The organism is Mesorhizobium helmanticense, from assembly GCF_003034915.1.
Taxonomy (GTDB): Bacteria; Pseudomonadota; Alphaproteobacteria; order Rhizobiales; family Rhizobiaceae; genus Mesorhizobium; species Mesorhizobium helmanticense.
In genome coordinates this window covers 15703-42181 of the sequence record NZ_PZJX01000027.1, presented here as the reverse complement: position 1 = coordinate 42181, position 26479 = coordinate 15703, and the positions used below count along the sequence as shown (strand labels likewise).

The 26479-nt window shown below is 57.9% G+C and carries 20 protein-coding genes, 1 tRNA gene and 1 pseudogene; 14 read left to right on the top strand and 8 right to left on the bottom strand.

Translation table 11 applies throughout. The features are described 5' to 3' along the window. Positions 1-34 precede the first annotated feature (34 nt). On the top strand, positions 35-373 hold the full coding sequence (locus C9427_RS13660; protein ID WP_097572404.1) for an ArsR/SmtB family transcription factor: 339 nt from the start codon (positions 35-37) through the stop codon (positions 371-373). A gap of 157 nt (positions 374-530) precedes the next feature. After that, entirely contained in the window at positions 531-1334 is an 804-nt protein-coding gene (locus C9427_RS13655; protein ID WP_107649691.1) for a TrmH family RNA methyltransferase, read from the top strand. 32 nt (positions 1335-1366) lie between these two features. Here C9427_RS13655 and C9427_RS13650 read toward each other — a convergent pair whose 3' ends face one another. The 3 genes from C9427_RS13650 to C9427_RS33805 all read right to left on the bottom strand — a co-directional run bounded on the left by C9427_RS13650 (position 1367) and on the right by C9427_RS33805 (position 3612). Next, positions 1367-2524 carry a coiled-coil domain-containing protein gene (locus tag C9427_RS13650; RefSeq protein ID WP_107649690.1) on the bottom strand — a complete coding sequence of 386 codons (1158 nt, stop codon included), beginning with the start codon at positions 2522-2524 and terminating at the stop codon, positions 1367-1369. 138 nt (positions 2525-2662) lie between these two features. Continuing rightward, complete coding sequence (locus C9427_RS13645) at positions 2663-3199, bottom strand: DUF1134 domain-containing protein (RefSeq protein WP_245437068.1); 537 nt, start codon at positions 3197-3199, stop codon at positions 2663-2665. 59 nt (positions 3200-3258) lie between these two features. Beyond that, the gene (locus tag C9427_RS33805; RefSeq protein ID WP_146172541.1) at positions 3259-3612 is read right to left on the bottom strand and encodes a hypothetical protein; all 354 of its coding nucleotides are present in this window, start codon (positions 3610-3612) and stop codon (positions 3259-3261) included. Between C9427_RS33805 and chpT the strand changes: the two genes are divergently transcribed. Both chpT and C9427_RS13635 read left to right on the top strand, forming a co-directional pair. Then, positions 3596-4225: a histidine phosphotransferase ChpT gene (chpT, locus tag C9427_RS13640; RefSeq protein WP_097572408.1), complete on the top strand. Its 630-nt coding sequence runs from the start codon at positions 3596-3598 to the stop codon at positions 4223-4225. The two genes, C9427_RS33805 and chpT, sit on opposite strands and share 17 nt — an antisense overlap. A gap of 282 nt (positions 4226-4507) precedes the next feature. Continuing rightward, a pseudogene (locus C9427_RS13635) lies at positions 4508-4873 on the top strand (response regulator); the annotation flags it as partial. Between the two features lie 83 nt (positions 4874-4956). Here the strand turns inward: C9427_RS13635 and ctrA are convergent. Then, the gene (gene ctrA / locus C9427_RS13630) at positions 4957-5652 is read right to left on the bottom strand and encodes a response regulator transcription factor CtrA (protein WP_006203583.1); all 696 of its coding nucleotides are present in this window, start codon (positions 5650-5652) and stop codon (positions 4957-4959) included. Between the two features lie 452 nt (positions 5653-6104). On the opposite strand from ctrA, the gene C9427_RS13625 reads away from it, so the two are divergent. Continuing rightward, positions 6105-6482 (top strand): flagellar export protein FliJ, encoded by a 378-nt coding sequence (locus tag C9427_RS13625; RefSeq protein ID WP_107649688.1) that lies wholly within the window; start codon positions 6105-6107, stop codon positions 6480-6482. A 466-nt stretch (positions 6483-6948) separates the two neighbouring features. On the opposite strand, the gene sciP is transcribed toward C9427_RS13625, so the two are convergent. Then, positions 6949-7224 carry a CtrA inhibitor SciP gene (sciP, locus tag C9427_RS13615; protein WP_006203587.1) on the bottom strand — a complete coding sequence of 92 codons (276 nt, stop codon included), beginning with the start codon at positions 7222-7224 and terminating at the stop codon, positions 6949-6951. 271 nt (positions 7225-7495) lie between these two features. Between sciP and mnmA the strand changes: the two genes are divergently transcribed. Further along, positions 7496-8686: a tRNA 2-thiouridine(34) synthase MnmA gene (mnmA, locus tag C9427_RS13610; protein ID WP_107649687.1), complete on the top strand. Its 1191-nt coding sequence runs from the start codon at positions 7496-7498 to the stop codon at positions 8684-8686. A 21-nt stretch (positions 8687-8707) separates the two neighbouring features. Here the strand turns inward: mnmA and C9427_RS13605 are convergent, their stop codons facing one another. Then, positions 8708-9673, bottom strand: coding sequence for a Gfo/Idh/MocA family protein (locus C9427_RS13605; RefSeq protein WP_107649686.1), 966 nt, complete (start codon positions 9671-9673; stop codon positions 8708-8710). A 239-nt stretch (positions 9674-9912) separates the two neighbouring features. Between C9427_RS13605 and C9427_RS13600 the strand changes: the two genes are divergently transcribed. The 3 genes from C9427_RS13600 to C9427_RS13585 all read left to right on the top strand — a co-directional run bounded on the left by C9427_RS13600 (position 9913) and on the right by C9427_RS13585 (position 13360). Next, a tRNA-Met gene (locus C9427_RS13600) sits at positions 9913-9989 on the top strand. Between the two features lie 101 nt (positions 9990-10090). Continuing rightward, on the top strand, positions 10091-11917 hold the full coding sequence (locus tag C9427_RS13595) for a site-specific integrase (protein ID WP_167434341.1): 1827 nt from the start codon (positions 10091-10093) through the stop codon (positions 11915-11917). A 927-nt stretch (positions 11918-12844) separates the two neighbouring features. After that, entirely contained in the window at positions 12845-13360 is a 516-nt protein-coding gene (locus tag C9427_RS13585; protein ID WP_107649683.1) for a hypothetical protein, read from the top strand. A 45-nt stretch (positions 13361-13405) separates the two neighbouring features. On the opposite strand, the gene C9427_RS13580 is transcribed toward C9427_RS13585, so the two are convergent. Next, the gene (locus C9427_RS13580; RefSeq protein ID WP_107649682.1) at positions 13406-13741 is read right to left on the bottom strand and encodes a helix-turn-helix domain-containing protein; all 336 of its coding nucleotides are present in this window, start codon (positions 13739-13741) and stop codon (positions 13406-13408) included. A gap of 133 nt (positions 13742-13874) precedes the next feature. Here C9427_RS13580 and C9427_RS13575 point away from each other — a divergent pair, with 133 nt between their 5' ends. Further along, positions 13875-14606, top strand: a complete 732-nt coding sequence (locus C9427_RS13575; RefSeq protein WP_107649681.1) for a hypothetical protein — start codon at positions 13875-13877, stop codon at positions 14604-14606. Between the two features lie 19 nt (positions 14607-14625). On the opposite strand, the gene C9427_RS13570 is transcribed toward C9427_RS13575, so the two are convergent. Next, positions 14626-15582: a hypothetical protein gene (locus tag C9427_RS13570; protein WP_107649680.1), complete on the bottom strand. Its 957-nt coding sequence runs from the start codon at positions 15580-15582 to the stop codon at positions 14626-14628. Between the two features lie 278 nt (positions 15583-15860). Here C9427_RS13570 and C9427_RS13565 point away from each other — a divergent pair, with 278 nt between their 5' ends. The 4 genes from C9427_RS13565 (at position 15861) to C9427_RS13550 (ending at position 26470) form a co-directional block, all read left to right on the top strand. Then, complete coding sequence (locus tag C9427_RS13565) at positions 15861-16424, top strand: recombinase family protein (RefSeq protein ID WP_107649679.1); 564 nt, start codon at positions 15861-15863, stop codon at positions 16422-16424. Between the two features lie 264 nt (positions 16425-16688). Beyond that, entirely contained in the window at positions 16689-20219 is a 3531-nt protein-coding gene (locus C9427_RS13560) for a helicase-related protein (RefSeq protein ID WP_146172539.1), read from the top strand. Continuing rightward, positions 20216-23143 (top strand): DUF1156 domain-containing protein, encoded by a 2928-nt coding sequence (locus C9427_RS13555; protein WP_107649677.1) that lies wholly within the window; start codon positions 20216-20218, stop codon positions 23141-23143. The genes C9427_RS13560 and C9427_RS13555 overlap by 4 nt, the downstream gene beginning before the upstream one ends. Before the next feature lie 9 nt (positions 23144-23152). Then, positions 23153-26470, top strand: a complete 3318-nt coding sequence (locus C9427_RS13550; RefSeq protein WP_107649676.1) for a DUF499 domain-containing protein — start codon at positions 23153-23155, stop codon at positions 26468-26470. The last annotated feature ends 9 nt before the right edge of the window (positions 26471-26479 follow it).

Genomic DNA, 26479 nt, shown 5'->3' with positions numbered 1-26479 from the left:
TAGCGTCGGATGAGCAGGAAGGCATGGGGGATCGATGGTCTCGACAAAGCTAATCGCCAACGCCGAATCGGCAGCCACGTTTCTGACGTTGATGGGCAACGAGAAACGGCTGTTGATTATGAGCTATTTGGCTGACGGTGAAATGTCGGTCGGCGCCATCGCCGAGAAGGTCCTGCTCAGCCAATCCGCCCTGTCGCAGCATCTGGCCAAATTGCGGGCGCTCGATCTCGTCGAGACCCGCCGCGACCGGCAGATGATCTACTATTCCTGCAAATCAGAGGCCGTGCGCGAACTTCTCACCATGCTGGACGGGATTTTCGGCGAAGGCGAGCTGTCGCAGATGGCCTATCGCCTGCGCCGCTCCGGCACTTGACCGGAAAGTCCGACCGTTCCACGTCGCTGATGTTTTTTAAGGGACGTGCGTCCGCTTGGCCGCACAAATTACGCGTCTCAAGACTTTGAGTCCTCGCATCGTGCTTTCCGAAAATCGATTCCGATTTTCCGGCCGATGCGAGTCCGCCGAGGAACGCATGGACCCTATCCGCATCGACGACCCGCTGGACCCGCGCGTCTCTGCCTATCTGGACATACGCGAGCGCGATCTTGCTGGCCGGCAAGGTCGCTTCGTTGCCGAAGGCAAGGTCGTATTGGACATGCTGCTCTCAACCGGGCGCTTCAAGGCCGAATCGGTGCTGGTGCTCGAAAACCGGCTGGCCGGTCTTGGCGAAATCCTGCGCAAGGCGCCCGTGGATCTGCCGGTCTACGTCGCGGCCGGCGAGATCATGGACAGGATTGCCGGCTTCCACATGCATCGCGGCATATTGGCGATCGGCCGCAAGGCCACGGCACAACCAGCGGACGCCCTACTTGGCGCTCTGCCGGCCCGCGCGCTGATCGTCGTGCTGGTCGGCATCGCCAATCATGACAATATCGGCTCCGTCTTTCGCAACGCCGCTGCCTTCGGCGCCGATGCCGTGTTTCTGGACGCGACCTGCTGCGATCCGCTGTACCGCAAGGCGATCCGCGTCTCGGTCGGCGCCGCGCTGAAAGTGCCCTTCGCCTCCTTCGCCGACACCGTCGGCTTCATTGCCGCGCTCGACCGGCAAGGCTTCGACCAGTTCGCTCTGTCACCACGCGGGCAAACCGAAATCCGTGATGCAACAAGCGCAGAGCGGCTGGCGCTTTATCTCGGCACCGAGGGCGAAGGCCTGCCCGAGAGCCTGCTTGACCGTCTGCGGACTGTACGGATCGACATGGCCGAGGGGTTCGATAGCCTGAATGTCGCCGCGGCGTCAGCCGTCGCGCTGCATCATTTTTCCGCAAGCAGGAGATGAACCGCAGAAGACGGCCTCCATCTTGTCTGGCTTCAATTCGTCAAAGCGGCCTTCTGCAACGCTCGTACGCGGTCGGCAAGGCTTCGTTCGCCGCTTACCGACTGCTTGGATGCGGCAAGCGCCTTGGTGATCGGCGACTCCGGCCCGTCGAGCCGCGCCGTCAGGGCGACGACTTGCGCCGCCAGGTCGCTCATCTGTTCGCGCAATGCCGCGCTGGCGTTGCGCGCATCGTTCCCGCCCTCTGACCTGATGGCTTCGAAGGCGGCAAGGTCGGTCTTCAGCCGCTTGTTCTCGCGGGCCAGCACCGTCAACCTGGCTTCCAGCCGCTCCCGGTCGGCATCGAGCTTGGCGATCGCCTTTTCGATCTCGTCACCCTTGGCGGCCGCGCCGGCGGAATCGCCTGCCACGTTGACAAGGCGCAGCGGGGAGGTGTTGCCCTCGCCTTTCCTTTCGCGAAGTCGCGCGATCTCCTTTTCGCGGCGGTCAAGCTTGTCCTCGCGATCGGCAAGCGTGGCGAGCAGGCGCTCGACCTTCTTGTCCAGTTCACCCGTCCTTTTCTTCTCGGCTTTCAACGCGTCCCGTACGGCCTTGCTCTCGGCCACGATCTCCTGGCTGCGCCTGTCCGCTTCCTTGCGCTGGCCGCGCAGCAACGAAATGTCGCTGGCCAGCTTCTGCAGCTCGGATTCGCGCGCAACCAGTTCGATCTGGCGGTTGCTGGAGGAAAAACTGGCGTCATCATACATGTGCTCCAGCTTTTCCAACTCGAGTGCGCGCTTTTCCAGCACACGCTCGGTTTGGGCAAGCCGATCCGTCAGACCCTGCAACTGGTCTTCGCGCTGCCGAAGTTCCTCGCCCTTGGCTTCGAGTTCCAAAAGGGCCTGTTTCTTGTCCTTCCGCTCGATTTCCAGGCCCTTCAGGGCCTCAAGGCCACGGCCGATCTCGACAAGCTGTTCGGCCGATTTCTCGCGCAGCGACTTCACGCTCATTTCGAGCCGGCGCGTCGACATGGCGAACTCGGCCCGGACGCGGTCCTTGTCCGCCTGGATCTCGGCCAGCGTCAGCGGCATTGAACCCTCGACGCGTTTGCGCGTCAGCGCCACGGCCCTTCGCCAGATCGCCGGGGCAATCATCAGCGCCAGAAAGCCGGCGCAGAGAAAGCCGAGGACAAAGAACAGGATTGACTGAACCAAGATGACTATCCGTTATGGATGGCAAACAATCGTAGGCAATTGTGCCACGTTCGCATGACGGAATTCCAGCGCTGCGGCAAGGGTCTGCCGCGACACTGATCGGATCTCGGACCCAAGCCCGATCGAGATGATGCTCGCTCAGAACGGATTCCAGGTCGCTCGCTGGGTAAGCTTGAGGTAACCGAGATTAACGCCGAGCCGGGCGCCAACGCCGGTACGGATCGGCACCAGCAGCACATTGTTGTTCTTCATGACGTTGAAGCCGACGCCGGCCACGATGTAGGCCGAGCCGGCAACGCCGCCGAAACGATTGTAGAGACTGCTCACATCATTGAGATTGTAGACCAGCATCATCACCCGCGAGCCCTCGCCGCCGAAATCCCAGCCAAGCGACGGCCCCTGCCAGAACACTTTGTGATCGCCGGCATTTTTGGTGTAGAGCGTGCCTTCGCCATAGGTCAGGCCGCCGATCAGCGCGCCGGACCCTTCCTCGCCAAGCAGATAGCCGTTTGGCAAGCCGTAGGAAGCGAAGATCTTCTCGACGACGGTGGCGAGCCCGCCCGATGTCGCCCCGAAGAATTTGTGACCGGAATCAACGATCTCCTGAGCGGTGTATTCCTGGGCTCGCAAAGCCGAGGGGGAAAGGACGACAAGGCCCATGAGAGCGATCGTCATTGTGAGGACCCGGAAAAAAGTCCGGTCGTAGAATCGGGAAAACATGCTTCCAATCTCCGTCAGGGAGCACTTTCGCCGACGCCTCGCATCCGTTCGGCTCTTTGGCGGCCGTTAAGGATCACTGTTATGGGCAAACTATGCCGTAATTCTTTTTCAACCATTAAGCTTTCACATGAAGATGGCGGTTCGAAGGCTGGTTTTAGCCCGGTTTCGCTCGCACGCGCATCCACTTGCGTGAACGCACCATTTTCTATCACGGCAAATTCTGGATTTGTTGATGCACGCACAAGCGCTGTGTATTCAGAAAGCCTTGGGAGCAAGCGTGATTCGCGTGGACAGGCGTGATCGTCGATCGCCCGGCCATTGGTTGTGAAATTTTGCAGGGACTTTTCGCTGATGGCCGAGCTTTTCACCCTTTCCGCACCCGATCTTGCAGCACTTTTGTGCAGCCGGGTCTGTCACGACATTATTTCGCCGGTGGGCGCCATAAACAACGGGCTCGAACTGCTCGATGAAGGCGGCGCCGACGAAGATGCCATGAAACTGATTCGCCAGAGCGCCAGAAATGCCTCGGCCCGCTTGCAATTCGCCCGTATCGCCTTCGGCGCGGCCGGTTCTGCCGGCATGATGATCGACACCGGGGACGCAGAAGCCGTTGCCATCGCCTTCCTCAAGAACGAGAAGCCGGAACTGATCTGGAACGGAAGCCGCGCGCTGTTGCCCAAGAACAAGGTCAAGCTGCTGCTCAATCTCATTCTCGTCGCCAACGCCGCCATCCCGCGTGGCGGCAAGCTTGTGGTCACGCTTGAGAACCTCGACACCGAGCCGCGCTTTGCTCTGGCCGCGAGCGGTCCGATGCTGCGCGTACCGCCAAAGTTCCTCGAACTTCATTCCGGCCACAGACCCGAGGAACCGATCGACGCGCATTCGGTGCAACCCTATTACACGCTGCTCCTGGCGCGCGAAGCCAACATGACGATATCGATCCACGCAACCGCGGAGGAAATCGTACTTTCCGCAGCCTGAGACTTCTGGAGCGCTACACAGCGCCTCGGATGCATGATCCGCTTCCGAGCCTGTGATTGGGTCGTTCACCAGCAGAAAGCACAGATAAAGAACCTTTTCTAACAATACCTGGTGTCGTAACGGAAAGATTTCCCGATCTGACAAAGTCGAAGTATCGACGAAGAAGAATATGTAAATAGCGCCTTTACAAAAATTTTACCCAACGGGTTTTCGGCTTCTTTACCGGATTGACCCTATGGTGCCTCCCAGCCCCTCGCGACGCCGCCGGCAAAGAAGGCCCGAATGAAACGCTGCATGTTCATCGACGATTCGAGCGTCATCAGGAAGGTTGCAAAGCGCATCCTGGGCGGCCCCGACATGCTGGTCATCGAAGCCGCCAGCGGGTTTGACGCGATCGAGATGTGTGCAGCCGATATGCCTGATATCATCATCGTCGACGGCGCCCTGCCGGATATGCAGGCGGTGGACGTCATTCGCCGTCTGCGCGCCATGGCAAGCCCGATACAGCCCCAGATCCTGATTTCGCTGGTTGAGGTCGAAGTCGCGGCGATCATGAAGGCAAAGCGCGCCGGCGCTCAGGGCTATCTGCTGAAGCCGTTCAATCGGCCGCAACTGCTCGAATGCTTCCGCAACTTGAAAATCGCGTCTGACGCCAGATCACGAGTAGCTGTTCAAAAGCAAAACCCGGCGGAAAGCCGGGTTTTTGTAGGAAACCAATCGAAAGAGGGTTTTCAGGCGCTGACGCGGATATCCTCGGGTTCGCGCAGCACATAGCCACGGCCCCAGACCGTCTCGATGTAATTCTGGCCGCCGGAAGCGGCATCGAGCTTCTTGCGCAGCTTACAGATGAAGACGTCGATGATCTTCAGTTCCGGTTCGTCCATACCGCCGTAAAGGTGGTTGAGGAACATTTCCTTCGTCAGCGTGGTGCCCTTGCGCAGCGAGAGCAGCTCCAGCATCTGGTATTCCTTGCCAGTCAGATGCACGCGCTGGCCGCCGACCTCGACGGTCTTGGCGTCAAGGTTGACCACCAGGTCGCCGGTGGTGATGACCGACTGGGCATGGCCCTTGGAACGCCGCACGATGGCGTGAATACGGGCAACCAACTCATCCTTGTGGAACGGCTTAGTCATGTAGTCGTCGGCGCCGAAGCCGAGACCACGAACCTTGTCCTCGATGCCGGCCATGCCGGAGAGGATCAAAATCGGCGTCTTCACTTTGGAAAGACGAAGTGTTCTCAAGACTTCATATCCCGACATATCGGGGAGATTGAGGTCGAGAAGGATGATATCGTAGTCATAAAGCTTGCCTAGGTCGACACCTTCTTCGCCAAGGTCGGTCGTATAGACATTGAAGCTTTCCGATTTCAGCATCAACTCGATGCTTTGTGCGGTTGCACTGTCATCTTCTATCAGCAGAACACGCATTTCATTCCCCTTTTCTGCCGCCGGACCATTTCACGACCCGTCCAGGACCGGAGCAGTGATTGCCTAGAGCAGAGGCTGCCATCGAATGGTTAACAAAACCTAATTCCGTGCTGATGACGGTACCAGATTTTTTAACCCCTTTCTACACCTTGTTGAATCTAATGATGAATCACAGAACCAAACCGCTAATGCAACACATTAATAAGCCAGACTAAGTGACTCCAGGGACTCGCTGGCCTTGCTTTCCAGCCGAGGACCGGAATTTTTACCCGGCCTTAAGTCCTGAGCCGTATGATTAACAATGCCCGTAAACGAATGGTTACCGCCGGCAAAAAACTTTAGGGGTTTGTTTCCCATAGTTCCGGGAAAGCCGGTGGAAACGGGTGAAGCCTCGGCTTGCCGGGGCGGATTGGACGATATGTGCAGGTGTGCGTTTCCAGGAGTACCGAATCATGAAGTCACGTGAAAACCTCGTTCGACTGAAGCAGTTTCAGGTGAACGAGAAGCGGCGGCAGCTGCTGCAACTCGACATGATGATCGCCGAATTCGAACGCATGGCCGTCGAACTGGAACTTCAGATCACCGCCGAGGAAAAGAAGGCTGGCATCACCGACATCAACCATTTTGCCTATCCGACCTTCGCCAAGGCGGCGCGTTTGCGTCGCGACAATCTCAGAAATTCGGAGAGCGATCTCGCCCAGCAGCGAAGCATTGCCGAATCACTGCTCGGCGAAGCCGAAGCGGAGCTCTCCAAGGCCGAAATGCTCGAATCGCGTGACACCAAGATCCGCGACGCCGAGACCGGCGGCCGCAGCGCCATGATCGGCTGAAAACAGGGCTCCAGGCCTAATTGGCACGCGGCGATCGGGCATTGACCCTGGATGCCGCCACTCGCCAGATGGGTGTCAGTCCCAAGCCACCCTTCCTGTCCCGCAGCCGCCCGCGCGAGCTATCCGGGTCACTGTCCCGCAGCCCCCGCGCGAGGTATCCGGGTCGAACGCATGTCTGTCGTGCCCGACCGCAACGGCCTTGCTGAGCTTGTCGAGCGGGTCGACGCGAAAAGCTTGCCGTTCACCTGGCGAACGTCTTTCCTTTTGAAGAGGCCGGTGCCGCGCATGCCTTTGTCGGCACCAAGCCGATCGGCAAGGTGGCGCTTGCGGCCTGACACGGGAGAATCGTTCCGGCAAAACAAAAAAGGGCGCGGATTGCCGCGCCTCTCATCGTCCTCGAACCGGGTTCAGACCATGATCCCGAAAAGGGGAATCCGGTTTTCGGAAAAGATCATGGTCAAAAGCTCTAATGGCGATATTGCTGGATGCGCGTCGTGCGCAGCCCGGCAAGGCCGTATTCATCGATCGATGCCTGCCAGGACAGGAATTCCTCGGTGGTCAGCTTGTAGCGCTGGCAAGCTTCTTCAAGGCTCAAAAGCCCGCCGCGCACCGCAGCAACCACTTCCGCCTTGCGCCGGATAACCCAGCGACGCGTGTTCGTCGGCGGCAGATCGGCGATCGTAAGAGGGCTGCCGTCGGGCCCGATAACATATTTGACTCGCGGTCGAACTAGATCGGTCATCGTACTCTCTACTAAAAACTCAAAGACCCAATCCCCACCACATTACCGCCACAGCTTTAAAAATTGCCTAAGCGAACCCTAATAGCTAGGTAAGGATCATGAACGCCGCGTTAGTGTTTTCGCCGGCATTTGAGATATCCGTCGGCAAACGCGGAATTGCTCGCGAAAATCGGCGCCGCCGCAAAGCTGGCGCACCCGAAGTGCTTGACCTATATTCCGGCCATTGGCATTCAGGCGCCGTCAATCGGGCGCCGCGCAGAACGAAAGAACCATGAACAGCCTCGACCTTCCCGGAAGCCCGCAAAACACCCGCGTCGTCGTTGCCATGTCGGGCGGCGTCGATTCGTCCGTTGTCGCCGGTCTTTTGAAGCATGAAGGCTATGATGTCGTCGGCGTGACGCTGCAGCTCTACGACCACGGCGCGGCAACGCACCGGGCCGGCTCATGCTGCGCCGGCCAGGACATCGACGATGCCCGCCGCGTTTCAGAGACGCTTGGCATCCCGCATTATGTGCTCAATTACGAGGAGCGCTTCCGCAAGGCGGTGATCGACCCGTTCGCCGAAAGCTATGTGGCCGGCGAAACGCCGATCCCTTGCGTCTCCTGCAACCAGACGGTGAAGTTCGCCGACCTTCTAGCGACGGCGCAGGAGCTCGGCGCCGACGCGTTGGCCACCGGCCACTACATTCGTTCCGGCGCCAACGGTGTCCATCGTGCTCTCTACCGGCCGGTCGACGCGGATCGCGACCAGAGCTATTTCCTGTTCGCCACCACACAGGCACAGATCGACTATCTGCGCTTTCCGCTCGGCGGCCTGTCGAAGCCGCAGGTTCGCGCCATTGCCGAGGAAATGGGGCTTAACGTCGCCGCCAAGCAGGACAGCCAGGACATCTGCTTCGTGCCGCAGGGCAAATATTCCGACATCATCGCCAAGCTGAAGCCGGCCGCCGCCAACCCGGGCGACATCGTCCATATCGACGGCCGCGTGCTCGGCCGCCATGAAGGCATTTTGCGCTATACGATCGGCCAGCGCCGCGGCATCGGCATCGCTTCGGGCGAGCCGCTCTACGTTGTCCATCTCGATGCCGATCGTGCCCGCGTCGTCGTTGGTCCGCGCGAGGCGCTGGAGACGCACAAGATCTATCTGCGCAACATGAATTGGCTGGGCGACGGCCCGCTGTCCGACATTCCGGCCGCCGGGCTGGAGCTCTTTGCCAAGGTCCGCTCGACGCGCCCGCCGCGCCCGGCGATATTGCACCATCGGGCCGGCAGCACCTTTGTCGAACTGGTCGACGGCGAATCCGGCATCGCGCCGGGCCAGGCCTGCGTGCTCTATTCCGACGACGGCAACGAAGCCCGCGTGTTGGGCGGCGGCTTCATCGAGCGTTCCGAGCGCGGCGCCGAGGCCGAGGCGATGCTGAACCGGCTTGCCGCCCGGCCGGCGCAGGTTCCCGCCGAATAGGGCGGCACCGCCGCTTTTCTCTCAGGAAGGCGATCCGGTATGGGCGACCGTGCCGGCGGTCAGGATGCGCAGCACCCTGATGGCTTCCTCGCCGCTGGTGCGGGGTTCCGCCCGCGTCTCGATGCACTGGATGAAATGCTCAAGCTCCCGCGTCAGCGGCATGCCCTCCCCGACCGCCACATAGGACGGCTCGTTGGCGGTGAAGGCCCATTGGCCGCTGTCTTGCCATACCGCGTGGCGGTAGACGGCGAGCTTGCGCTCCCACGGCTCGACATCGTCGAACACCGCCATCGCCTTGGTGCCGACCACGGTCAGCCGCCGCTCGCGGTAAGGATTGAGCCGCGAGGCGAAGAGATGGCTGCGCAAGCCATTGGGAAAGCGCATGTGCAGATGCGCGAAGTCGCTGAGCCTGTCGAGCAGGGCAGCCCCTTCGCCACGCACCTCGACCGGCTCCGAGCCGGTGATCGCCAGGATCATCGACAGATCGTGCGGCGCAAGATCCCACAACGCGTCGTTTTCGGTATGGAACTTGCCAAGCCCGAGCCGGTGCGAGTGGATGTAGCGCACCTCGCCGAGCTCGCCATTGTCGATCAGCGCCTTCAGCGTCTCGAAAGCGGGATGAAAACGCAGCACATGGCCGACCATGAAGACGCGGCCATTGTCGGCCGCCGCCTGCACCGAGCGCTCGGCATCGGCCACTGTCAGCGCGATCGGCTTTTCCACCAGCACATCCTTGCCGCCCTCGACGGCGCGTACCGCCATGTCGGCGTGGAACTGCGGCGGCAGCGCCATGACGATGGCATCGACATCTTTGCGGCCAAACAGCGCCTCGGGCTCGATCGCCAGGCAATCCTGCTCGCTGGCGAACCCTTCGGCGCGGGCAGGGTTGGCGTCCGAAACCGCGTGCAGCGCTCCGAGCGCCTTCAGGGTGCGGATGTGGTTGCTGCCCCAGTATCCGCAACCGAGGACTGCAATGCGCGGTTTCATCAATTTCAGACCATGACTTTCGTGGCCGAGACATAGCGACGTGCCTCGTCGAACTCAACCCCGGTAGCTCAGCTCAAATGTCTGCCCGGCAAAGCATTTCGGAGACCCCCAATATGACGGCATGCCGGCTGCATCGATGCTTGACAGGCTTGGTGTCCCAACCTTATATCCGCGCGACCTTGGCGAATGCCTCGACATGCCTTTCGATTTGAGGCGGATTTCGGGCCTTTCGCCGCCTTGGCGGGGTAGCTCAGTTGGTTAGAGCACGGGAATCATAATCCTGGGGTCGGGGGTTCAAGTCCCTCTCCCGCTACCAGCCCCTTACTAAGGGGTTGATATCTCAGCAAGTTGCTGGTTTTGAACGTCTTTTCGCTCGCAGTTGGTACCTTTCTTTGGTACCTTTTCGGGATGGAAGACATGGCGAAAATTCGTTATTTGGTTGGTAAGCCAGGCGACCAGAAGTTCAAGCGCAACATTCCGGCGCGATTGCATTCCGTGGCGGGCAAGACCGCTTTCGTGGAACGAGTGCATAGCAAAGGAGCTGCTGAGATCTGGAGGCAGGGCAACCTGTTCGCTCTGAGGACCGATGGTGAATTGCAAAAGTTCAAAGCGCTAGCATCAACTGCTGGTCGCCCTTCTGAAGCTGAGAACGAACTCAACCTGAGCTTAACGAATGCGCGCCAGATCGCGCTCTCCTACTTTTTGGAACGACACCAGGCTAATCTGCTTCGGGGTGACTACTTCGGACTTCAAGACGATCCTGATTTCGCCGATCTGTTATCTGATGCGGGAGAAGCCGCTTCCGTGGCGCTGCGTGTGGCGTCCGGGGCTGAGGTCACCACTGATCCGAAGGCGCTGGAACTGCTCGTCAGACACGGCATTGTATCCCGTTCCCAGGCTGATCAACTTTCACCAGACAGGTGGCCAAGCAGCCTCGGACGCCACAAGACGTTTCAACTTCTTTGTCGTCTCATAGAACGTGCCGATCTAGAACTCGCCAATCGAAGATACCTTTCTTTGAACCTGGGTACACTGGCTCCGATCCGAGACGATTTCTTTGCCAATGCCGAGAGTGCACCGTCCCAGCCGCTGCCAGCTAGCGACATGGCAATCACCAAGACGATCGCCGATCTGAAGGAACTTTTCCTCGGGACGAAAACCGAGGTCACTCGATCACGGTCATCTCAATACCGCATCCCATTCCGTGTCCTGGAAGAGCAGATTGGCGCGCTCCCGTTGGGCGATATCGATCGTAATAGGTGCCGTGAGCTGATGGACTTTCTTCCGAAGGTTCCCTCACATGCGGCTCAACACTATCCGAATTTAACGCTTGAGAAGGCTGCTGAACTGTTTCGCGTTAAGACAGGCGCGTACGCCGATCGGCATGCTGAAGCCCAGAAACACGTTGCCATCCTGAAAAGCGCCTTCGACCTCGCCAAGCAGGAAGGCTGGATCGCTAAGAACCCGTGGGACGGCATAAAGGTGGCCATACCCCGCATGAAAAAGTTCATAGCAAAGGGGAACACCTATGAACCGTTCAGCGTCTCCGACCTGAACAAGCTGTTTTCACTTCCGCTGTTTGTAGGTTGCATCGACGACGAAAACGGCTGTCACACCCCAGGACCGAACCTGCCCATGCGCCATCGCTACTGGGCTCCAATCTTGGCCCTCTGGACCGGCATGCGAATGAACGAGATCTTGCAGTTGGAGAAGGCAGACATCCGTCGGTCAATCGACAACATTCCGTTCATTCAAGTGACGGACCAAGAGCACGGAGACTATAGTGGAACGGGCTTTGAGAAGCGCCTCAAGACCGGCAATGCCGTTCGTAACATTCCACTGCATCACCAGCTGATTGCCATGGGCTTTCTTCGCTGGGTTGACGGCTCAGCGCACGACAGATTGTTCCCTGAGGCTCTCGCTAGAAAGGGCGAAAAGCCGTCCGATGTCTATTCCAAGAGGTTCGCCAGCAATGCCAAGTTCGCGGGAGTGTGGAAGTCGCGGCGGCGCGTATTCCATAGCTTTCGAAACAACTTCAACGACGCCCTTCGCAACGCGTCGGTCGACCGTGAACTTCGCGACGCAATCAACGGATGGAGCGCACAGGCCAGTATGGACAGCCGCTATGGCCAGGGGCAGACGATCAAGCGCCTGCATGACGCCGTCGAGCGCGTCCAGTACGACGGACTGGATCTGGACCATCTCGTCGCAAACGCTGCCCGGATCGGCGGTACAGGTAGCTGACGACAAGTCAGCCTTTCGAAAGACTGGCACGCTACGATGCCGCATTGGCAACAAGGCGTCACAGCGTTTCTACATGGTATACCCCATTCTGGCTAACATCATCGGAAGCGTGTCTGATGACACCGAGTTTCTCATCGATACCGCACGACATGACAAGATTGAAATAGGGTGGACCGGCCTCCGGCTCCTGGGCAACGATCTTGATGGCAGGATACTCGTAGAAACACTCTCTGGCAGAGGGGACTACGCGGTCCCTGTCGTATTCGCAGAAGAGGGCCCGTCGTTCAACGCAGCTCAAAGCCCGCTGGGCTATCGAAACAGCGTTAAGCTATTATCCAGCGCGAACACTCATTACAGGACGCCCCCTGGACTATCGCTCTTAGGGGGCACATTGCTCTTGCGTAGGACAAGACCAGATTACGGACCTACCGTGTTCCAAATCAGCGCTGATCTGTCGCTCAACCCTACAAGGTTCGTACGCCACCATCACATCGATAGCGCCCTGATACGGGGCTTAAGAAGCGGTCAGCCATTGGATCTGACGGCCCGATCTCTGCTGACACGGGACCTTCGTCAGAATTCAGACGGTGAACACATCCTCGACAACAATGACAACTGCATTGTTGAGCGCAGAAAGCTCCGCATGTTGAGCCCTTCGATCTACAGAGCTCATGAGGGCGCGTATATCCGCAAAGCATTCGAATTCCTAAATTCGCGGATAGAAGAAGTCTCACAGGCTGTCCTACACGCATCGCTAAGAGGTCAGCCGACCTACAACCTGTCTTCCGTTGAGACCTACTGGGAGCGGCCTCTGATGATCCCCATAGCTATATGCGGGCTCTAGCCGACCGTGAGCTGATGAGAGGGTCCGCTTTCAAAATGATGTCGTACGGGCCACCGACTTCGCATTCAAGAAGAGGAAACAGCTTGGTTGTGACCAAACCTTTGATAAAGGGGGTCACCCTGGTCGTGTACGCCAAAACTAGCGCGCGCATTCGCTTCGAAGTACGGCACAATCTCAGCACGCACTCATCCCACATCGGCGGCACTCATACATCGGAAGATCTGAACCAAATCATCTCTTGGCTTGAACAGACGACCACCCATGCGGCCGAGCAGCTCAACAAGCAGAGACAGTACCTAATTCCAGCGCAATCTCGACCGTTTCGTTTAAGCGATGCGGCAGACTTCTTCGAGGCCTTTGCAGCCTGGGAAGGTGACGCTGGCACGAAGGAGCGCGTCATGAGCTTGATCATCTCGCTCGGCAGCTATGCGGGTATCAGTGGACCGGATGCAGGCTTGATCGAGCATCTCGTGAGAAGAGGCGTGCTAACCTCAGGTGCATGGGGCGCGAGAAGCGTTCATTCAAGATTTTCTGGGGTAATCAATCAACTGCGACACTCTCCTGCCATGGGGGGCTCAACGCAACCCGGACGACCATGAACCCGGGTACAGAGTGACGATTATGCAAGTCATTAAGGGCGGGCATTACTGCTTGTTTTGGAGAAGTGCATTTAACATGACCAGCGCCAGAGCCAATTCCTTGTCGTCTAGCTGTTTCAGTAGGTCCTTACCGACCGCCAACTGATCTTCTCCGTCATCGGTTGATGCGACAGGCAAATCGTCAAACAGTTCGTTGATGGTAGCGCCCAGTGCCTCGGCCAGCTTCTCAACCGTCTCTGCGTTTGGCCAGTTTACGCCACGCTCAATCAGCGAGATGGTATCTACTGCCCTCTCGGCCCGGAAAGCCAAGGCGTCTTGCGTCAAGCCACGCTGTCGGCGCAACGACTTGATCCGATTTCCAAATGCTTCTTTCAAACCCATGCACGTATCATGGAGGCGGTTTTACGTGCGATGAACCGACCATAGATACGTGCAAACATTTGATTTCCGTACTATAAATCGGTATCTTGAGATAATTCCGGGCTAGCAGTCCGGCTCATTCGGGGGCTGACATATGACGCTGAAACTGGGCTTCGGGATTGCGCTTGTTGCTGCGAACTTGGTCGACGTCTCACGGGCGGCCACTGCGCTAGGCGCTGCACCCCCTCCAGGATACTGCGACACGATCCAGCAGTATGACGTGATCAGGAGCCAGGCGAACAAGCAGTTCGCCGAAGACGGTTCCGACGGCAAATGGGATAAGCGCCGGGCTTGGATCGAAAAGCGCGTCAAGAAGGTCGACGACAAACTGACCAAAGCGTTGGGCGTACCGCGCGACGATTGGACCGTCGCGGCTGCAGAGAACCAATGGGGCAGCGTATGTGAAAGCAAGGCAAGTGGACTAGTCGAAATCAAATTGGAAGGCGTGTCGAATGTTACCGACGGCCAGGTCGACAGAGTGCGGGATGCAGTCGAGCTCGAATACCTCGCACGACTGCGCTCAGGGCACGACGCTTTCTTCGACCCGGACAAATACAGCGTGGTGAGTTGTCGAAAGGCGGAAGTCGACGGCTACCGCTTCGTTGGGTGTAAGATGAAGGCATTCACCGCCGAGACTGATCCAGATGTGTATCTGGTTGGCCAGCAAGGCGGCACTGCGATTGCAATACCATATGATGGTGAGGCCAAAGCGCGAGTTGCCGGCGCAAACGCGATTGCCTCTGGCGAGGAGACCGTCCCGCTGGGCGTCTATATGGGAAGCATGCCACTTGCCGACTATTCAAAGATACGGGATCAGGTTGATTGAGGCTTATGGCTTAGCACGATTACGGCGCGCCGAGGATTTTCGACACAGCTCCCTCGGTCGAAACCTTTTCCGCCAGGCGCGTGGAAATTTCCGACTTGACGGCGTCGAGCATAGCTCCAAGCCCAGGCCACATAGATTTGGCGGCGAGGCTTTCGGCGGGCATATCGATAAACACTCTCTTTGCAGTCAACCGTTTCGCGACACTGTCGAAGATGACCCCCGGGGTAAGGAATTCGTACATAGCAGTCGAAGACCAATGCGAAAGGTCTGCGTTGTCAACGTCGATCAGACAGCGATAGGGCTCGTCATCAAGGATCACTTGTCTAGCCCCTGTCGGGCGGTCAACACTACAGGAGAAGCCAAACAGAGCATTTTCCTCAGCGCCTTTGTACTCGCCGCGAACATGTCCATTCCAGCGGAAATCGAATATCCCAGGGCGGCCCTGACTGTTGTACCCGTAAGTGTTGCGAGCCTTGATTGTCTGGAATATGGCCTCGTCATAGTCCTTTTCATCGGGGTCAAATCCATCGCACTCCCGGTATGTAAATGGCTTTTCCGGGGTGCTGAGAACTTGGCTCGTTTTCTCCTCTCGCGAAGCGCAGCGGTCGAATGCTAGTTGTATCCGAAAAATCCTGTTATCGAACGTATAGGCGGTAACAGTCGCTTCTCGACCGAGGATGCAGTTTAGGACGCTTATCGTATCAGCGACGTAACGCCGCTCGTCATCCCGGTCGATGGAAAGGTCCTCTTCGCCGCCTACCGACCAAAAGTATTGTTTCGGGTTCGTATTCTCGATTGGATCGAATAAGTCCGCTCGAACCGTGGTGTTTTGGTCAATAAACTTAACGGGGACAGAATGGCTTGCGGTACTGCAACGCGCGCTTGCGCCGAGGGCGGCCTGCACAGCGCGGGGCGATTTTTGTAGTTGTGCCGCCCAGTCAAATGCCTCCGCAGATGCCAATGAAGGCACTAGCATAAGGAATGCCGCAGCTGATCTAACTGCATTCATAAATTTTACCCCGCCCAGTTGAAGAGTGTGTATCGACCTCGTCCTTGGAGCGCAACAAACCAACCGAACATCCTCAAGAATGGCTTTGCAGGCCGAGCACCCTGAGACAGGCGGTTTCCCTTTTCTCACACGAGCTCGCGCTAGTGAGACGTTCAAAAGATCAACGATCGACGTCTCATATACATATCATTTGACTTTTGAGACAATTGTCTCATTATGTCCTGAATGTCACTGGGGCGAATTCGATGCTAGTCGGTTATGCGAGAACTTCTACGGCCGAACAGGATGCCGGGCTCCTGGCGCAGCAGCGCGATTTACGCGAGGCCAGAGTGGAGAAGCTTTTTTCAGAGCAGGTCTCCTCGATTGGCCATCGCAAAGAGCTGGAGACTTCGCTCGACTTTCTACGCGAGGGCGACACACTGGTTGTGACGAAGATTGACCGCCTTGCCCGCTCGACTTCTCATCTCCTAGCCATCGTGGATCGACTTGAGGAGAAGAAGGTCGGTCTCAGAATTTTGGATTTTGGTGGTGCGTCAGTTGATACAAAATCCCCCAGCGGCAAGTTGATGCTCACTATGTTCGCCGCAATGGCCCAGTTCGAGCGGGAGATGATGCTAGAGCGGCAGCGCGAAGGGATCGCGAAGGCGAAGCTCGACGGTAAATACAAAGGCAGGAAGCCGACTGCACGAGCGAGGTCGGGAGAAGTCATCAAACTCCATATCGACGGAGTGGGTCCAACCGAAATTGCGAAGCGCCTCGGCATGGGTCGAGCATCGGTGTACCGGATATTGGAAGCACCTGGCGAATGAACCCGGGTTCAAATGTTATGCACCGGCAAATGCATGGCCGTGAGAGATATCGCGCAACCGGCCTTTGAACCTGACGGGTTCCGAGGAACTGCCTGTCCAGGCACCTCTTTGTGTGAGACTTTGCCTCAGAAATCGTCTCGTTCTGAAAGCAGCTGTGGTGGAACTCCTAGGCCTTCCGTTATGGGACCACAGACGCACTGCATTGATAATTGGCAAAAAAGCTAGCAATTGTAAAATGGCGCGGGGGAATTGATTGTGGTTCGGTTGGAAGAACTTAAGCGTGGCGCTCAGATTGATGGTCTTTCGCCAGCTGGTACAGCCGAAGTAATCTCGGTCGATTGGCTGAGCGATCACCAGCTTGAAGTCACCTACCGCACCGGCAAGGGCTTCGATCAACGCATCCTCGTTCGCGACGACCAAGACCGGCTGCTAACCGCGACTGCTACGTCGCCATTCTCCTTCGATGGGAACGCCGAGAACTTTCGTCTCGCTGCCGAAGCGCATCGGATCACTCTGGCACATTTGTTCGATCCCTATCTGGCGTTGACCAGCGCCAACATAGAAGCCCTGCCCCACCAGATCACTGCCGTCTATGGAGAGATGCTGGAGCGTCAACCACTGCGTTTTCTTTTGGCTGATGATCCCGGGGCGGGTAAGACCATCATGGCAGGCCTATTCATCAAGGAGTTGATGATCCGTGGCGACCTAAAGCGCTGCATGATCGTTGCGCCCGGATCGTTAGTCGAGCAATGGCAGGACGAGCTTAAGGAGAAGTTCGATCTCGACTTTAAGATTGTTGGCCGCGAGATGTTCCGCGCCAGCTACAGCGGCAATCCGTTTAATGACGAGGACAGGATTATCGTTCGGCTTGACATGGCCTCGCGGTCTGAGGATGTGCAAGCACTGATCGAAGCCTCCCGGGATTTCGACCTAGTGATTTGCGATGAGGCGCATCGCATGTCGGCGAGCTATACGGGGGGCGAGGTCAAATATACGAAGCGCTTCCAGCTCGGCCGGATGCTTGGTCGCAACTCGCGTCACTTCCTGTTGATGACGGCTACTCCACACAATGGCAAGGACGACGATTTCCAGCTTTTCCTGACGCTGCTGGACAATGATCGCTTCGAGGGAGCGTACCGAGAGGGCGTGCGTACATCCAATGCGTCCGACCTCATGCGCCGCCTGATCAAAGAGGAACTCTACTGGTTCGACGGTCGGCCGCTCTTTCCAGAGAGACGCGCTTATACGGTCAGCTATCCGCTGTCCGCAGCCGAAGCCGACCTCTACACCTCGGTTACCGATTATGTGCGTGAAGAGATGAACCGCGCCGAACGGTTCGCCAATTCGGATGACAAGAAACGGAACAATGTCGGCTTTGCGCTGCAATCGCTTCAACGCCGTCTGGCCTCGTCGCCCCGCGCGATTTGGCATTCACTTAAGCGCCGCCGGGAAAGGCTGCAAAAGCGATTGGAGGAAGAACAACTCAAGTTGAGAGGCGGGACGCCATCGACGTTCTCCCCGTCGTCCATTGTAGATGTTCCTGGCGAGGAGGATCTGGAGGAAATGCCCGAAGAGGAGGTGGAAGCGCTCGAAAACGAGGCCATCGACACGGCCTCCAGTGCTCGCACGCTGGAGGAGTTGAAGATAGAGATCGAAAGTCTCAGGGTTCTCGAAGATAAGGCGTTCGTATTAACCCGCTCAGGGGAGGATACGAAATGGACCCAACTCGCCGCGATCCTCAACCAGCCGCCTATTTATGATCCTGCCACCGGCCGCCAGAAGAAGATAATTCTCTTCACTGAACCACGAGACACGCTCGAATATTTGCGGGAGAAGATCGTCGCTCGTCTTGGCGATCCCGAGGCCGTCAAAGTAATTCATGGCGGCGTGCCGCGCCAGCAGCGTCGTGCAGCAGTCGCCGGCTTCAACGATGATCCCAAGGTTCGTGTGCTGATTGCCAACGATGCAGCAGGCGAAGGCGTCAACCTTCAGCGCGGCTCGCACCTGATGGTCAATTATGACCTACCGTGGAACCCGAACCGGCTTGAACAGCGCTTTGGGCGCATCCACAGGATCGGCCAAACCGAGGTATGCCACCTGTGGAATTTGGTGGCCGGTGAAACGCGCGAAGGCGCGGTCTATCAGCGCCTGCTGGAAAAGCTTGAGGAGGCTCGCAAGGCCCTTGGGGGCAAGGTCTACGATGTGCTCGGTGAAGCCTTCGAAGACAAGAGCCTGAAGGACTTGCTGATGGAGGCCGTGCGCTACGGCGATCGCGAGGATATTCGGGCGCGCCTATTCCAGAGTATCGACGGGGTGGTGGATAAGTCGCATCTCAATTCTTTGACCGAACGCGCGCAGCTTTCGCAGGAAACGCTTAATCCCGAACGCGTCCAGGAGCTAAAGTTCGAAATGGAGCGGGCGCACGCTCGCCGCCTACAGCCGTTCTACGTCCGCATGTTCTTTACGGAAGCCTTCAAGCGGCTAGGCGGCGAAATGGTTGTGCGCGAGGAAGGTCGCTGGGAAATCATTCGCGTGCCGGCGCTAATCCGGGGCCGCGATCATCTGACAGGGCACGGCGATCCAGTATTGGAGCGGTATGGCCGCGTCTGTTTCGATAAGACACATGTGAGTGGAGCCCATGGCCAGCCGAATGCCGCCCTGATAGCACCTGGCCATCCCCTACTCCAGGCGGTGGTGGATCTCACCATTGAATACTACGGACCGGCATTGAGGCAGGGCGCAGTACTTGTTTCTGAAACCGCTCAGGACGGCGGGCCGCGTTTGCTTATCATGGCCGAACACGAGATCAAGGACGCAGTGACCGCGTCCGACGGCCAGCCTCGCGTTATTTCCAAGCGGCTGCAATTCGTCAGTCTCGGCGAGGACGGCGGCGCGCGAGACGAAGGGGCTGCTCCCTATCTCGATCTTCGTCCACTGACCACTGAGGAATACGACCTGTGCAAGGAAGCGCTGGAGGCGAACTGGCTAAAGCAAGACCTTCTGGCGCGAGCACGGACATATGTCAGTCAGCACCTCGTTACGGAGCATCTGGATGAGGTCCGCACGCGCCGCCTCGCTTATATCCGCAAAGTCGAGGAGGCAGTCCGCGTCCGCCTCAAAAAGGAAATTGCCTACTGGAGCCGACGCGCCGATCAACACGGGCTCAACATCAAAACGGGAAAGGATGAACGACTGGCGCTTGCCCAAGCCGAGGAGCGAGCGTCACGACTGGCCGATCGACTGGAACTTCGGCTATTGGAGTTGAAGAAGGAGCGAGACATTTCCGCCGCTTCACCGATCATTCGCGGCGGCGCGCTTGTCATACCTGCTGGACTGCTGGCGAGGCTTAAGGGCGAGGCGGTTTTCCACGACGGATTTGCGGAGGAGACGGAAGAAACCGAGCTTCTCGCGATGAACGCTGTTATGGAAGATGAACGAGCGGCCGGGCGCACGCCGGTCGATGTCTCGATGCACAATCGGGGTTGGGACATTGAGAGCGCCACAGCCGAGGGTGAGTTGCTTTTTCTGGAAGTTAAGGGCCGTGTCGTTGGCGGACGGGAAATCATTGTGACGAAGAACGAGATGCTCAAGGCGCGAAACGCCGGCGACCGTTATCATCTGGTGTATGTGCCAATCGAAGGCGGGTTTTCGGGTCAGCCGCTCTATCTCTGCGATCCGGCACGACATTTGTGGGACGAAGGCGAGTTCCGTGACATTTGCCGTCACTACGCCGTAAAGGACATTGTAGTCCTGGCACACACGTCCCCGAAAATCTCCGGGTTCGCGCACCAATGACCCTGCGCCTGAAGCTAATCGAGCACTCGCTGCCTCTCGAAGCCATAAACTTGGCGAACAAAACCAAGAACAAAGCCCCAAAGCACTATCCGACAAAACTACACAAGTATTGGGCACACCGTCCCCTTGCAACCAGCAGGGCCGTCATATTCGCGCAACTTGTCGACGACCCATCGGCTTGGCCCAACATCTTTCATACCGACGAGGATCAGGCACGGGAGCGGCGACGCCTGCATCAGGTCATAAAGGAGATGATCGAGTGGCCTGACCCAAACGCGAAGGACCAGAAACGTTTTGAGCGAGCGATTGAGGTCGCACGTTACGAGATTGCTCGTTCGGTTGCCTGGGGGTTAGGCGAGGAACCGCCGACCGATCCGAAAGCCGTAATCGACTTTCTCCAGACTAAGGGACCGCCAGTATATGACCCTTTCTGCGGCGGAGGGTCCATCCCTCTGGAAGCCCAGCGCCTGGGGCTTCGCGCTTATGGCTCCGACCTCAATCCAGTCGCAGTGTTGATCACGAGGGCGCTGATTGAATTCCCTCCAAAGTTTGCCAACCTGCCGCCCGTCCATCCGAACGTGAAGAAGGAAGGAGACCTTGGCGGCCGAGTCTGGAATGGCGCACAAGGGCTTGCCGAAGACGTTCGTGGCTACGGCCAGTGGATGCGTGATGAGGCGGAGAAGGCGATCGGAGAGCTTTATCCAAAGGTGATGTTGCCAGACGGATCCAAAGCGACCGTGGTTGCGTGGTTGTGGTCGCGCACAGTAGCGTCGCCAGACCCAGCACAGAAAGGCGCGCATGTGCCGCTTGCCTCATCCTTCGTGTTATCATCGAAGGCAGATAGAGAGGCCATAGTGGTGCCAGTCAAGGATGCCGCCGCCGAGGGTGGCTGGCAATTTACCGTGAAAACGAAAGGAGTGACGAAGGCTGAGATGGCAGTGGCAGCCCGCGGCACGAAAGCCTCTCAAGGTAGCTTTACGTGCCTGCTGTCAGGATCACGAATTCAGTACGCGTATGTGGACGATGAGGCCAATGCCGGTCGGATGCGTGCCAGGCTGATGGCCATCGTAGCAGAAGGTCCGCGCTCTAGGATATTTCTTCCTCCCAACGATGAACACGCTCAGTTGGCTTTATCAGTCGTGGCTGAGGACAAACCAGATCAACCAGCACGTGGCACTTTCGCCAGCAATGCGCAGGGGCGTATTTACGGCTTCAAATCCTTTGGAGACTACTTCACTAGCCGGCAACTCGTTGCATTGACCACTTTCTCCGACCTAATCGGCAAGGTGCGGGAGCGGGTGTTGGAGGATGCTAGTGCGGCCACCGCTTTTGCGAATCACCTAGACCCTAAGCTCCCTCTTGCAGAAGGCGGTACTGGCCCGGTCGCCTATGCCGATGCGGTGGCAACGTATTTGTCTTGCGCACTAAGTAGGGTGAGCGAATACAATAGCTCGATCTCTACTTGGCTTCCGAAAGATAACGCCATTCGGACTACGTTTGCGCGACAAGCCATCCCAATGTCTTGGGATTTCTGCGAAGCCAACCCCTTTGAAAAATCAAGTGGCGGATGGCAGTCCGCAGTCGATACCTCTTCGGAGTACTTGCTGACGAGCTATACAGGTTCTCTAGCGCAGTGCTATCTGATAGACGCGCCAAAAAATTCGTATCCAATCCGGCCCGCCCTGATCTCAACTGACCCACCTTATTATGACAACATTGGATACGCTGATCTATCCGATTTCTTTTACGTGTGGCTTCGGCGCAGCCTGAAAAACATCCACAAGGAGCTGTTCCGCCGACTCTTAACGCCCAAGAGTGAGGAGCTAATCGCCGAGCGATACCGATACGGCGGTCAGGCGCAAGCTGACAAACACTTCATGGATGGGATGGGCGAAGCTTTGGAGGCCATGCGCAAGGCATCTACCGAGGCGCCACTCGCCATCTACTACGCGTTCAAGCAATCGGAAGCGCGCGAGGAGGGTGTTCTTTCGCCCGGTTGGGCTGCTTTTCTGCAGGCTGTCGTCAATTCAGGACTTCGGGTTGACGCAACGTGGCCGGTTCGCACCGAAGCATCGAACAGAGCGGTCGGGAACAATGCAAATGCGCTTGCTTCATCCGTCGTACTAGTCTGCCGTGCTCGACCAGAGGATGCAGAGACTGCCAGTCGCCGTGAATTCCTACGCGACTTGAAGCCGCAGATGAGGCAGGCGATAGAAGATCACCAGAAGGCTGGTGTGCCACTGCCTGATCGCCGGCAAGCAGCGATCGGTCCCGGCATCGGTAACTTCTCCAAATATGCGGCAGTGCGAGAGGCCGATGACACCGCGATGAGCGTCGCGACCGCACTGACCCTAATCAATCGAGAGATCGACGAAGCGTTAAGCGAAGGCACAGAAGCGCTGGATGCAGAAACTCGCTTTGCGCTCGAATGGTATGAGATCAATGGCTATAAGCTTGTGTCCGGCGGTGCTGGCACGGCAATCAACATGCTTCAGGGTTTCAATCTCGCGGAAAGCCGCATGAACGCGTCTGGCCTATTCCGGTCGCGCGGCGGTGACGCCAAGCTGTTGACCCGCTTCGAAATGATCGACGCCGACCCGCATTGGAGCCCGTCTCGCGATGGCACCTTCACTGTTTGGGAGATAGCCCAACACCTCAGCCGCGTCTTTCATGCTGAGGATGGCGGCACCGACAAGGCCGGTCGCATTCTTGCAGAGAGCCGGCGTTCCGCACCGGACGTTCTGCTCGTAGCCGAGCGTCTTTTTGAGATCGCCACGAACAAGGGCGACAATGACGAGGCTTTGACCTGGAACCAACTTCAGACGGCATGGCCGGAAATTGAACGGGCGGCTGACCGCGCCGAAGCGGACGGTGTCGGCCCGGCACCAATTCAGGGTCAGTTTGCGTTCCCCGCACTACCGTAAGGACGAGAAATGAACAATCGCGACCGCATCGCACAGCTTTTGGCCCTGATTGAGCGTGGTTGCCTGCCGTTTGTGGAGAAGCACCTAACGGCTCAGCTTGGTGCAAACTGGCGGCGCACAGCACGGATGCCGCCGTCTCTTTCTCCTATGGCTGACTTGGACTCTTACGCCTTGCTATATGCCATCAACAACAACTGGCGCGAGGTCTTTCAGAACATACTCAAAATGGAAGTGCGAGATGCAGCCTCCGCCGCATTGGCCGGCCGCAACACATTCGCGCACTCTTCCGGGACAATAGACGACCAGCTAGCGCTCCGTGCTCTTTCGGGCGGGTCGGATTTGCTAAACGCGGTTGGTGCGAAAGACGAAGCTGATCGGGCTTCGGCTCTATTGAGGGGCTTGCTGACGGCGATGGCCAGCCCAGCTGAAGCAAGGGCAGAAGCACAACCGGCAAACACCCTAACAGATCCGGAGACACTACGCCGCCCTACGCTTACGCTGACCCCCAACCGCACAAAAGCCGAGGAACCAAGGCAGGAGGACTTCTTCGGCGGAGGCGAGGTGGAAGGGTTGAAGCCTTGGAGGGTAGTATCGCCCCCGCGCGAGGATGTTCTGACAGGCAGGCTCGACAAGGACAAATTCGCGGCCAACCTCGCCGCTGCCGACCGCGCCGAGGGCGAGGAAACCTACGCTGATCCGATCGAGTTCTTCAACGCGACCTACTTGACCGCCGGCTTGCGAATGACACTCGAAAATGCCGCCAAACGTCTCAGAGGGACCGGCGGCCCTTCAACGATCGGACTGCAAACCAATTTCGGTGGTGGCAAGACCCACACACTGCTTTCGCTGCTGCATATGGCTCGGCTTCAGCACTTGAGCCGTGCTGACAATCTGTCTTCGATCGCTGCCGAGATCGGTTCTTCCAATCTTGGAGAAGTGAACCTTGCGGTCTTCAGTGGCAGTGACAAAGGGCCGGACGCACCGCTTGCGACTGCTGATGGCCAGGCCGTCCGGACGCTCTGGGGTTACCTAGCCTGGCGCGTGGCAGGGCGTGAAGGTCTAGCGCTTGTCAAGCCATCCGAGGAGGCTGGCACCAGTCCCGGGGCGGAAGTCTTCCAGAAAGTGCTAACGCTGACGGGGAAGCCGTCGCTAATCCTGCTGGACGAGTTGGTCGTGTTTGTGCGCCAGCTTACAGGCGAACGTTACAACGCACATATCTCATTCCTGCAATCGTTGACCGAGGCTGCAGCGCAAATCCCCAATGCCCTGATCGTCGGTTCGTTGCCAGAAAGCGACCTTGAGGCAGGCGGAAGCGACAAGGGACGCGAGACGTTGCGCGCACTCGAAAAACTGTTTGGACGAACGCAATCCACTTGGCAGCCAGCACAAGGCTCCGAAACGTACTCCGTAATAAGGCGGCGCCTGTTTCAGGCACTTGATACCGAGGGAGAGAAGCAGCGCAAGCGCACTGTAGAGCGCTTCATAAAGCTGTACCGTGATCACAAGTCGGACTTTCCATCGGGAACGGGCGAGCGCGACTATGCTGACAAAATGATGGAAGCCTATCCAATCCATCCGATGCTTTTCGACAAGCTCTCGAACGAATGGGGTGTACTGGAGAAATTCCAGCGCACGCGCGGCCTGCTAGCACTTTTGGCCCGCACGATCTTTGCCAGCTATCGCGAGCGTAGCGACGAGCCGCTGATCCTGCCAAGTTCATTGCGCGTGGATGATCCAGCAGTTCGTGGCGCGTTGCTCGAACCGCTGCCTGGCCCTGTATGGGGATCGATTATAGAAGGCGAAGTCGATGGAGACACGTCGCTGCCGGCTGAGATGGAAAGCAGAAGGCAGCGCTACCGGAACGATCAGGTTGCCAGGCGCGCAGCGCGTGCTGTGTTCATTAGCACAGCTCCTGCGGGAGATGCTCGCGGCGGCATAACTGGTCCAGAACTCAGGCTCGCCTGCGTCAAGCCAGGAGAGCAGATTTCCATATTCGGTGATGCGCTTCGCGAAATTGCAGAACGGTCAGCGCATCTTTATGAGACAGAAGGCCGCTATTGGTACGGTCCCCGCGCGACGCTAAACAAACTGGCCGATAACCGACAGCTCGATGTGGACAATGATGCCGCCGATGCTGAGATCATCAAGTTCCTCAAGATTGACGAGCGAGCAAAAAGCAATTGGGGTCGGGTCCATACTTCACCGGACCGGGCCTCGGAAGTGGAGGATCGCCCGACATCCGGGTTGGTGATCCTTGGCCCCAATCATCTCTATCAGCCCGGGGGCGGATCAATCGCGGAAATCGAAGCATTGGATGGGTTGGACCGCCGTGCTGGAGGCCAGCGCAAGTATCGCAATGCCCTCGTCTTTCTTTCTGCCGACGATCGCGGACTTGAGGATGGTCGACGCACGGTCAAGCGAATGATGGCATGGAAAAGCATCATCGACGACCGAAGCCTCGACCTGACCGACAGCCAAAAATCCGACGCGCAAAACCGTTACACGCAGGCGGAAAAAGCTGCGAAAGATACCGTTCGCAAAGCTTGGTCGCATCTGCTGGTGCCAACGCTTTCTGCGACAGATCAGAGCGTTGTTGGGCTGGAGCATTTTGCTATGCGGCTTTCGGGTCAGCGCACCCCTGCGGAAGCGGCGTGGGAAAAAGCGTCGGAGGCAGCGGTAGTCTCTACGACGCTCGGTCGCCAGAGCTTCACCCAGCGTATGCTGCAGCTCTGGCCGCAGGGGAAGTCGGATCTCCCAGTCGACCAAGTACGTGATTGGTACTTCGAATTCCTTCATATGGAGCGACTGAGGGATGAGGTAGTTTTGGCGAGTGCGATTTCTGACGCCGTTGCAGACATGGATGCTGCAAGCGCCAAGTTCGCGCTGGCAGCAGATAGAACCGATGACGAATATACCGAACTTCAGTTCGCCAGGACCGTGCCGGTACGTTTCGGCCAGAACATGGTGATTGTTCTGCGGGAGATCGCCGAAGCCGCAAAGAAACGGGAGCAAATTAGCAAGGCTTCGGTGTCCAGCACTTCAACGGCTAGCGCTTCCGGCACAGAAGGCCAACCGGGTGAGGCCCGACAAGCGGTGCGACCGACGCGTTTTTCTGGGATGATCGAGCTGGACACCATTCGTGGCGCAATAAAGGTCTCTCAGATCTTCGAAAGCGTCGTTGCGGAACTCGACCGGGCTGACGGCACCACCTTCCGTATCGTGCTCGAAGTCCAAGCCGAAAGCCCTGAGGGCTTCTCGAAGGAAGTCGAGGATATTGTATCAGACAATGCTCAGGCACTCGGCTTTTCGCGAAAGCAGTTCAATTAGAGAAGGCGA

Excerpts from the sequence above, each read along its gene's own strand:
- C9427_RS13570 (WP_107649680.1), bottom strand. The coding sequence starts at position 15,582 with ATGCTAGTGCCTTCATTGGCATCTGCGGAGGCATTTGACTGGGCGGCA.
- chpT (WP_097572408.1), top strand. The coding sequence starts at position 3,596 with ATGGCCGAGCTTTTCACCCTTTCCGCACCCGATCTTGCAGCACTTTTG.
- C9427_RS13575 (WP_107649681.1), top strand. The coding sequence starts at position 13,875 with ATGACGCTGAAACTGGGCTTCGGGATTGCGCTTGTTGCTGCGAACTTG.
- C9427_RS13580 (WP_107649682.1), bottom strand. The coding sequence starts at position 13,741 with ATGGGTTTGAAAGAAGCATTTGGAAATCGGATCAAGTCGTTGCGCCGA.
- sciP (WP_006203587.1), bottom strand. The coding sequence starts at position 7,224 with ATGACCGATCTAGTTCGACCGCGAGTCAAATATGTTATCGGGCCCGAC.
- mnmA (WP_107649687.1), top strand. The coding sequence starts at position 7,496 with ATGAACAGCCTCGACCTTCCCGGAAGCCCGCAAAACACCCGCGTCGTC.
- C9427_RS13660 (WP_097572404.1), top strand. The coding sequence starts at position 35 with ATGGTCTCGACAAAGCTAATCGCCAACGCCGAATCGGCAGCCACGTTT.
- C9427_RS13555 (WP_107649677.1), top strand. The coding sequence starts at position 20,216 with ATGACCCTGCGCCTGAAGCTAATCGAGCACTCGCTGCCTCTCGAAGCC.
- ctrA (WP_006203583.1), bottom strand. The coding sequence starts at position 5,652 with ATGCGTGTTCTGCTGATAGAAGATGACAGTGCAACCGCACAAAGCATC.
- C9427_RS13550 (WP_107649676.1), top strand. The coding sequence starts at position 23,153 with ATGAACAATCGCGACCGCATCGCACAGCTTTTGGCCCTGATTGAGCGT.
- C9427_RS13625 (WP_107649688.1), top strand. The coding sequence starts at position 6,105 with ATGAAGTCACGTGAAAACCTCGTTCGACTGAAGCAGTTTCAGGTGAAC.
- C9427_RS13595 (WP_167434341.1), top strand. The coding sequence starts at position 10,091 with ATGGCGAAAATTCGTTATTTGGTTGGTAAGCCAGGCGACCAGAAGTTC.
- C9427_RS13605 (WP_107649686.1), bottom strand. The coding sequence starts at position 9,673 with ATGAAACCGCGCATTGCAGTCCTCGGTTGCGGATACTGGGGCAGCAAC.
- C9427_RS13655 (WP_107649691.1), top strand. The coding sequence starts at position 531 with ATGGACCCTATCCGCATCGACGACCCGCTGGACCCGCGCGTCTCTGCC.
- C9427_RS13645 (WP_245437068.1), bottom strand. The coding sequence starts at position 3,199 with ATGACGATCGCTCTCATGGGCCTTGTCGTCCTTTCCCCCTCGGCTTTG.
- C9427_RS13565 (WP_107649679.1), top strand. The coding sequence starts at position 15,861 with ATGCTAGTCGGTTATGCGAGAACTTCTACGGCCGAACAGGATGCCGGG.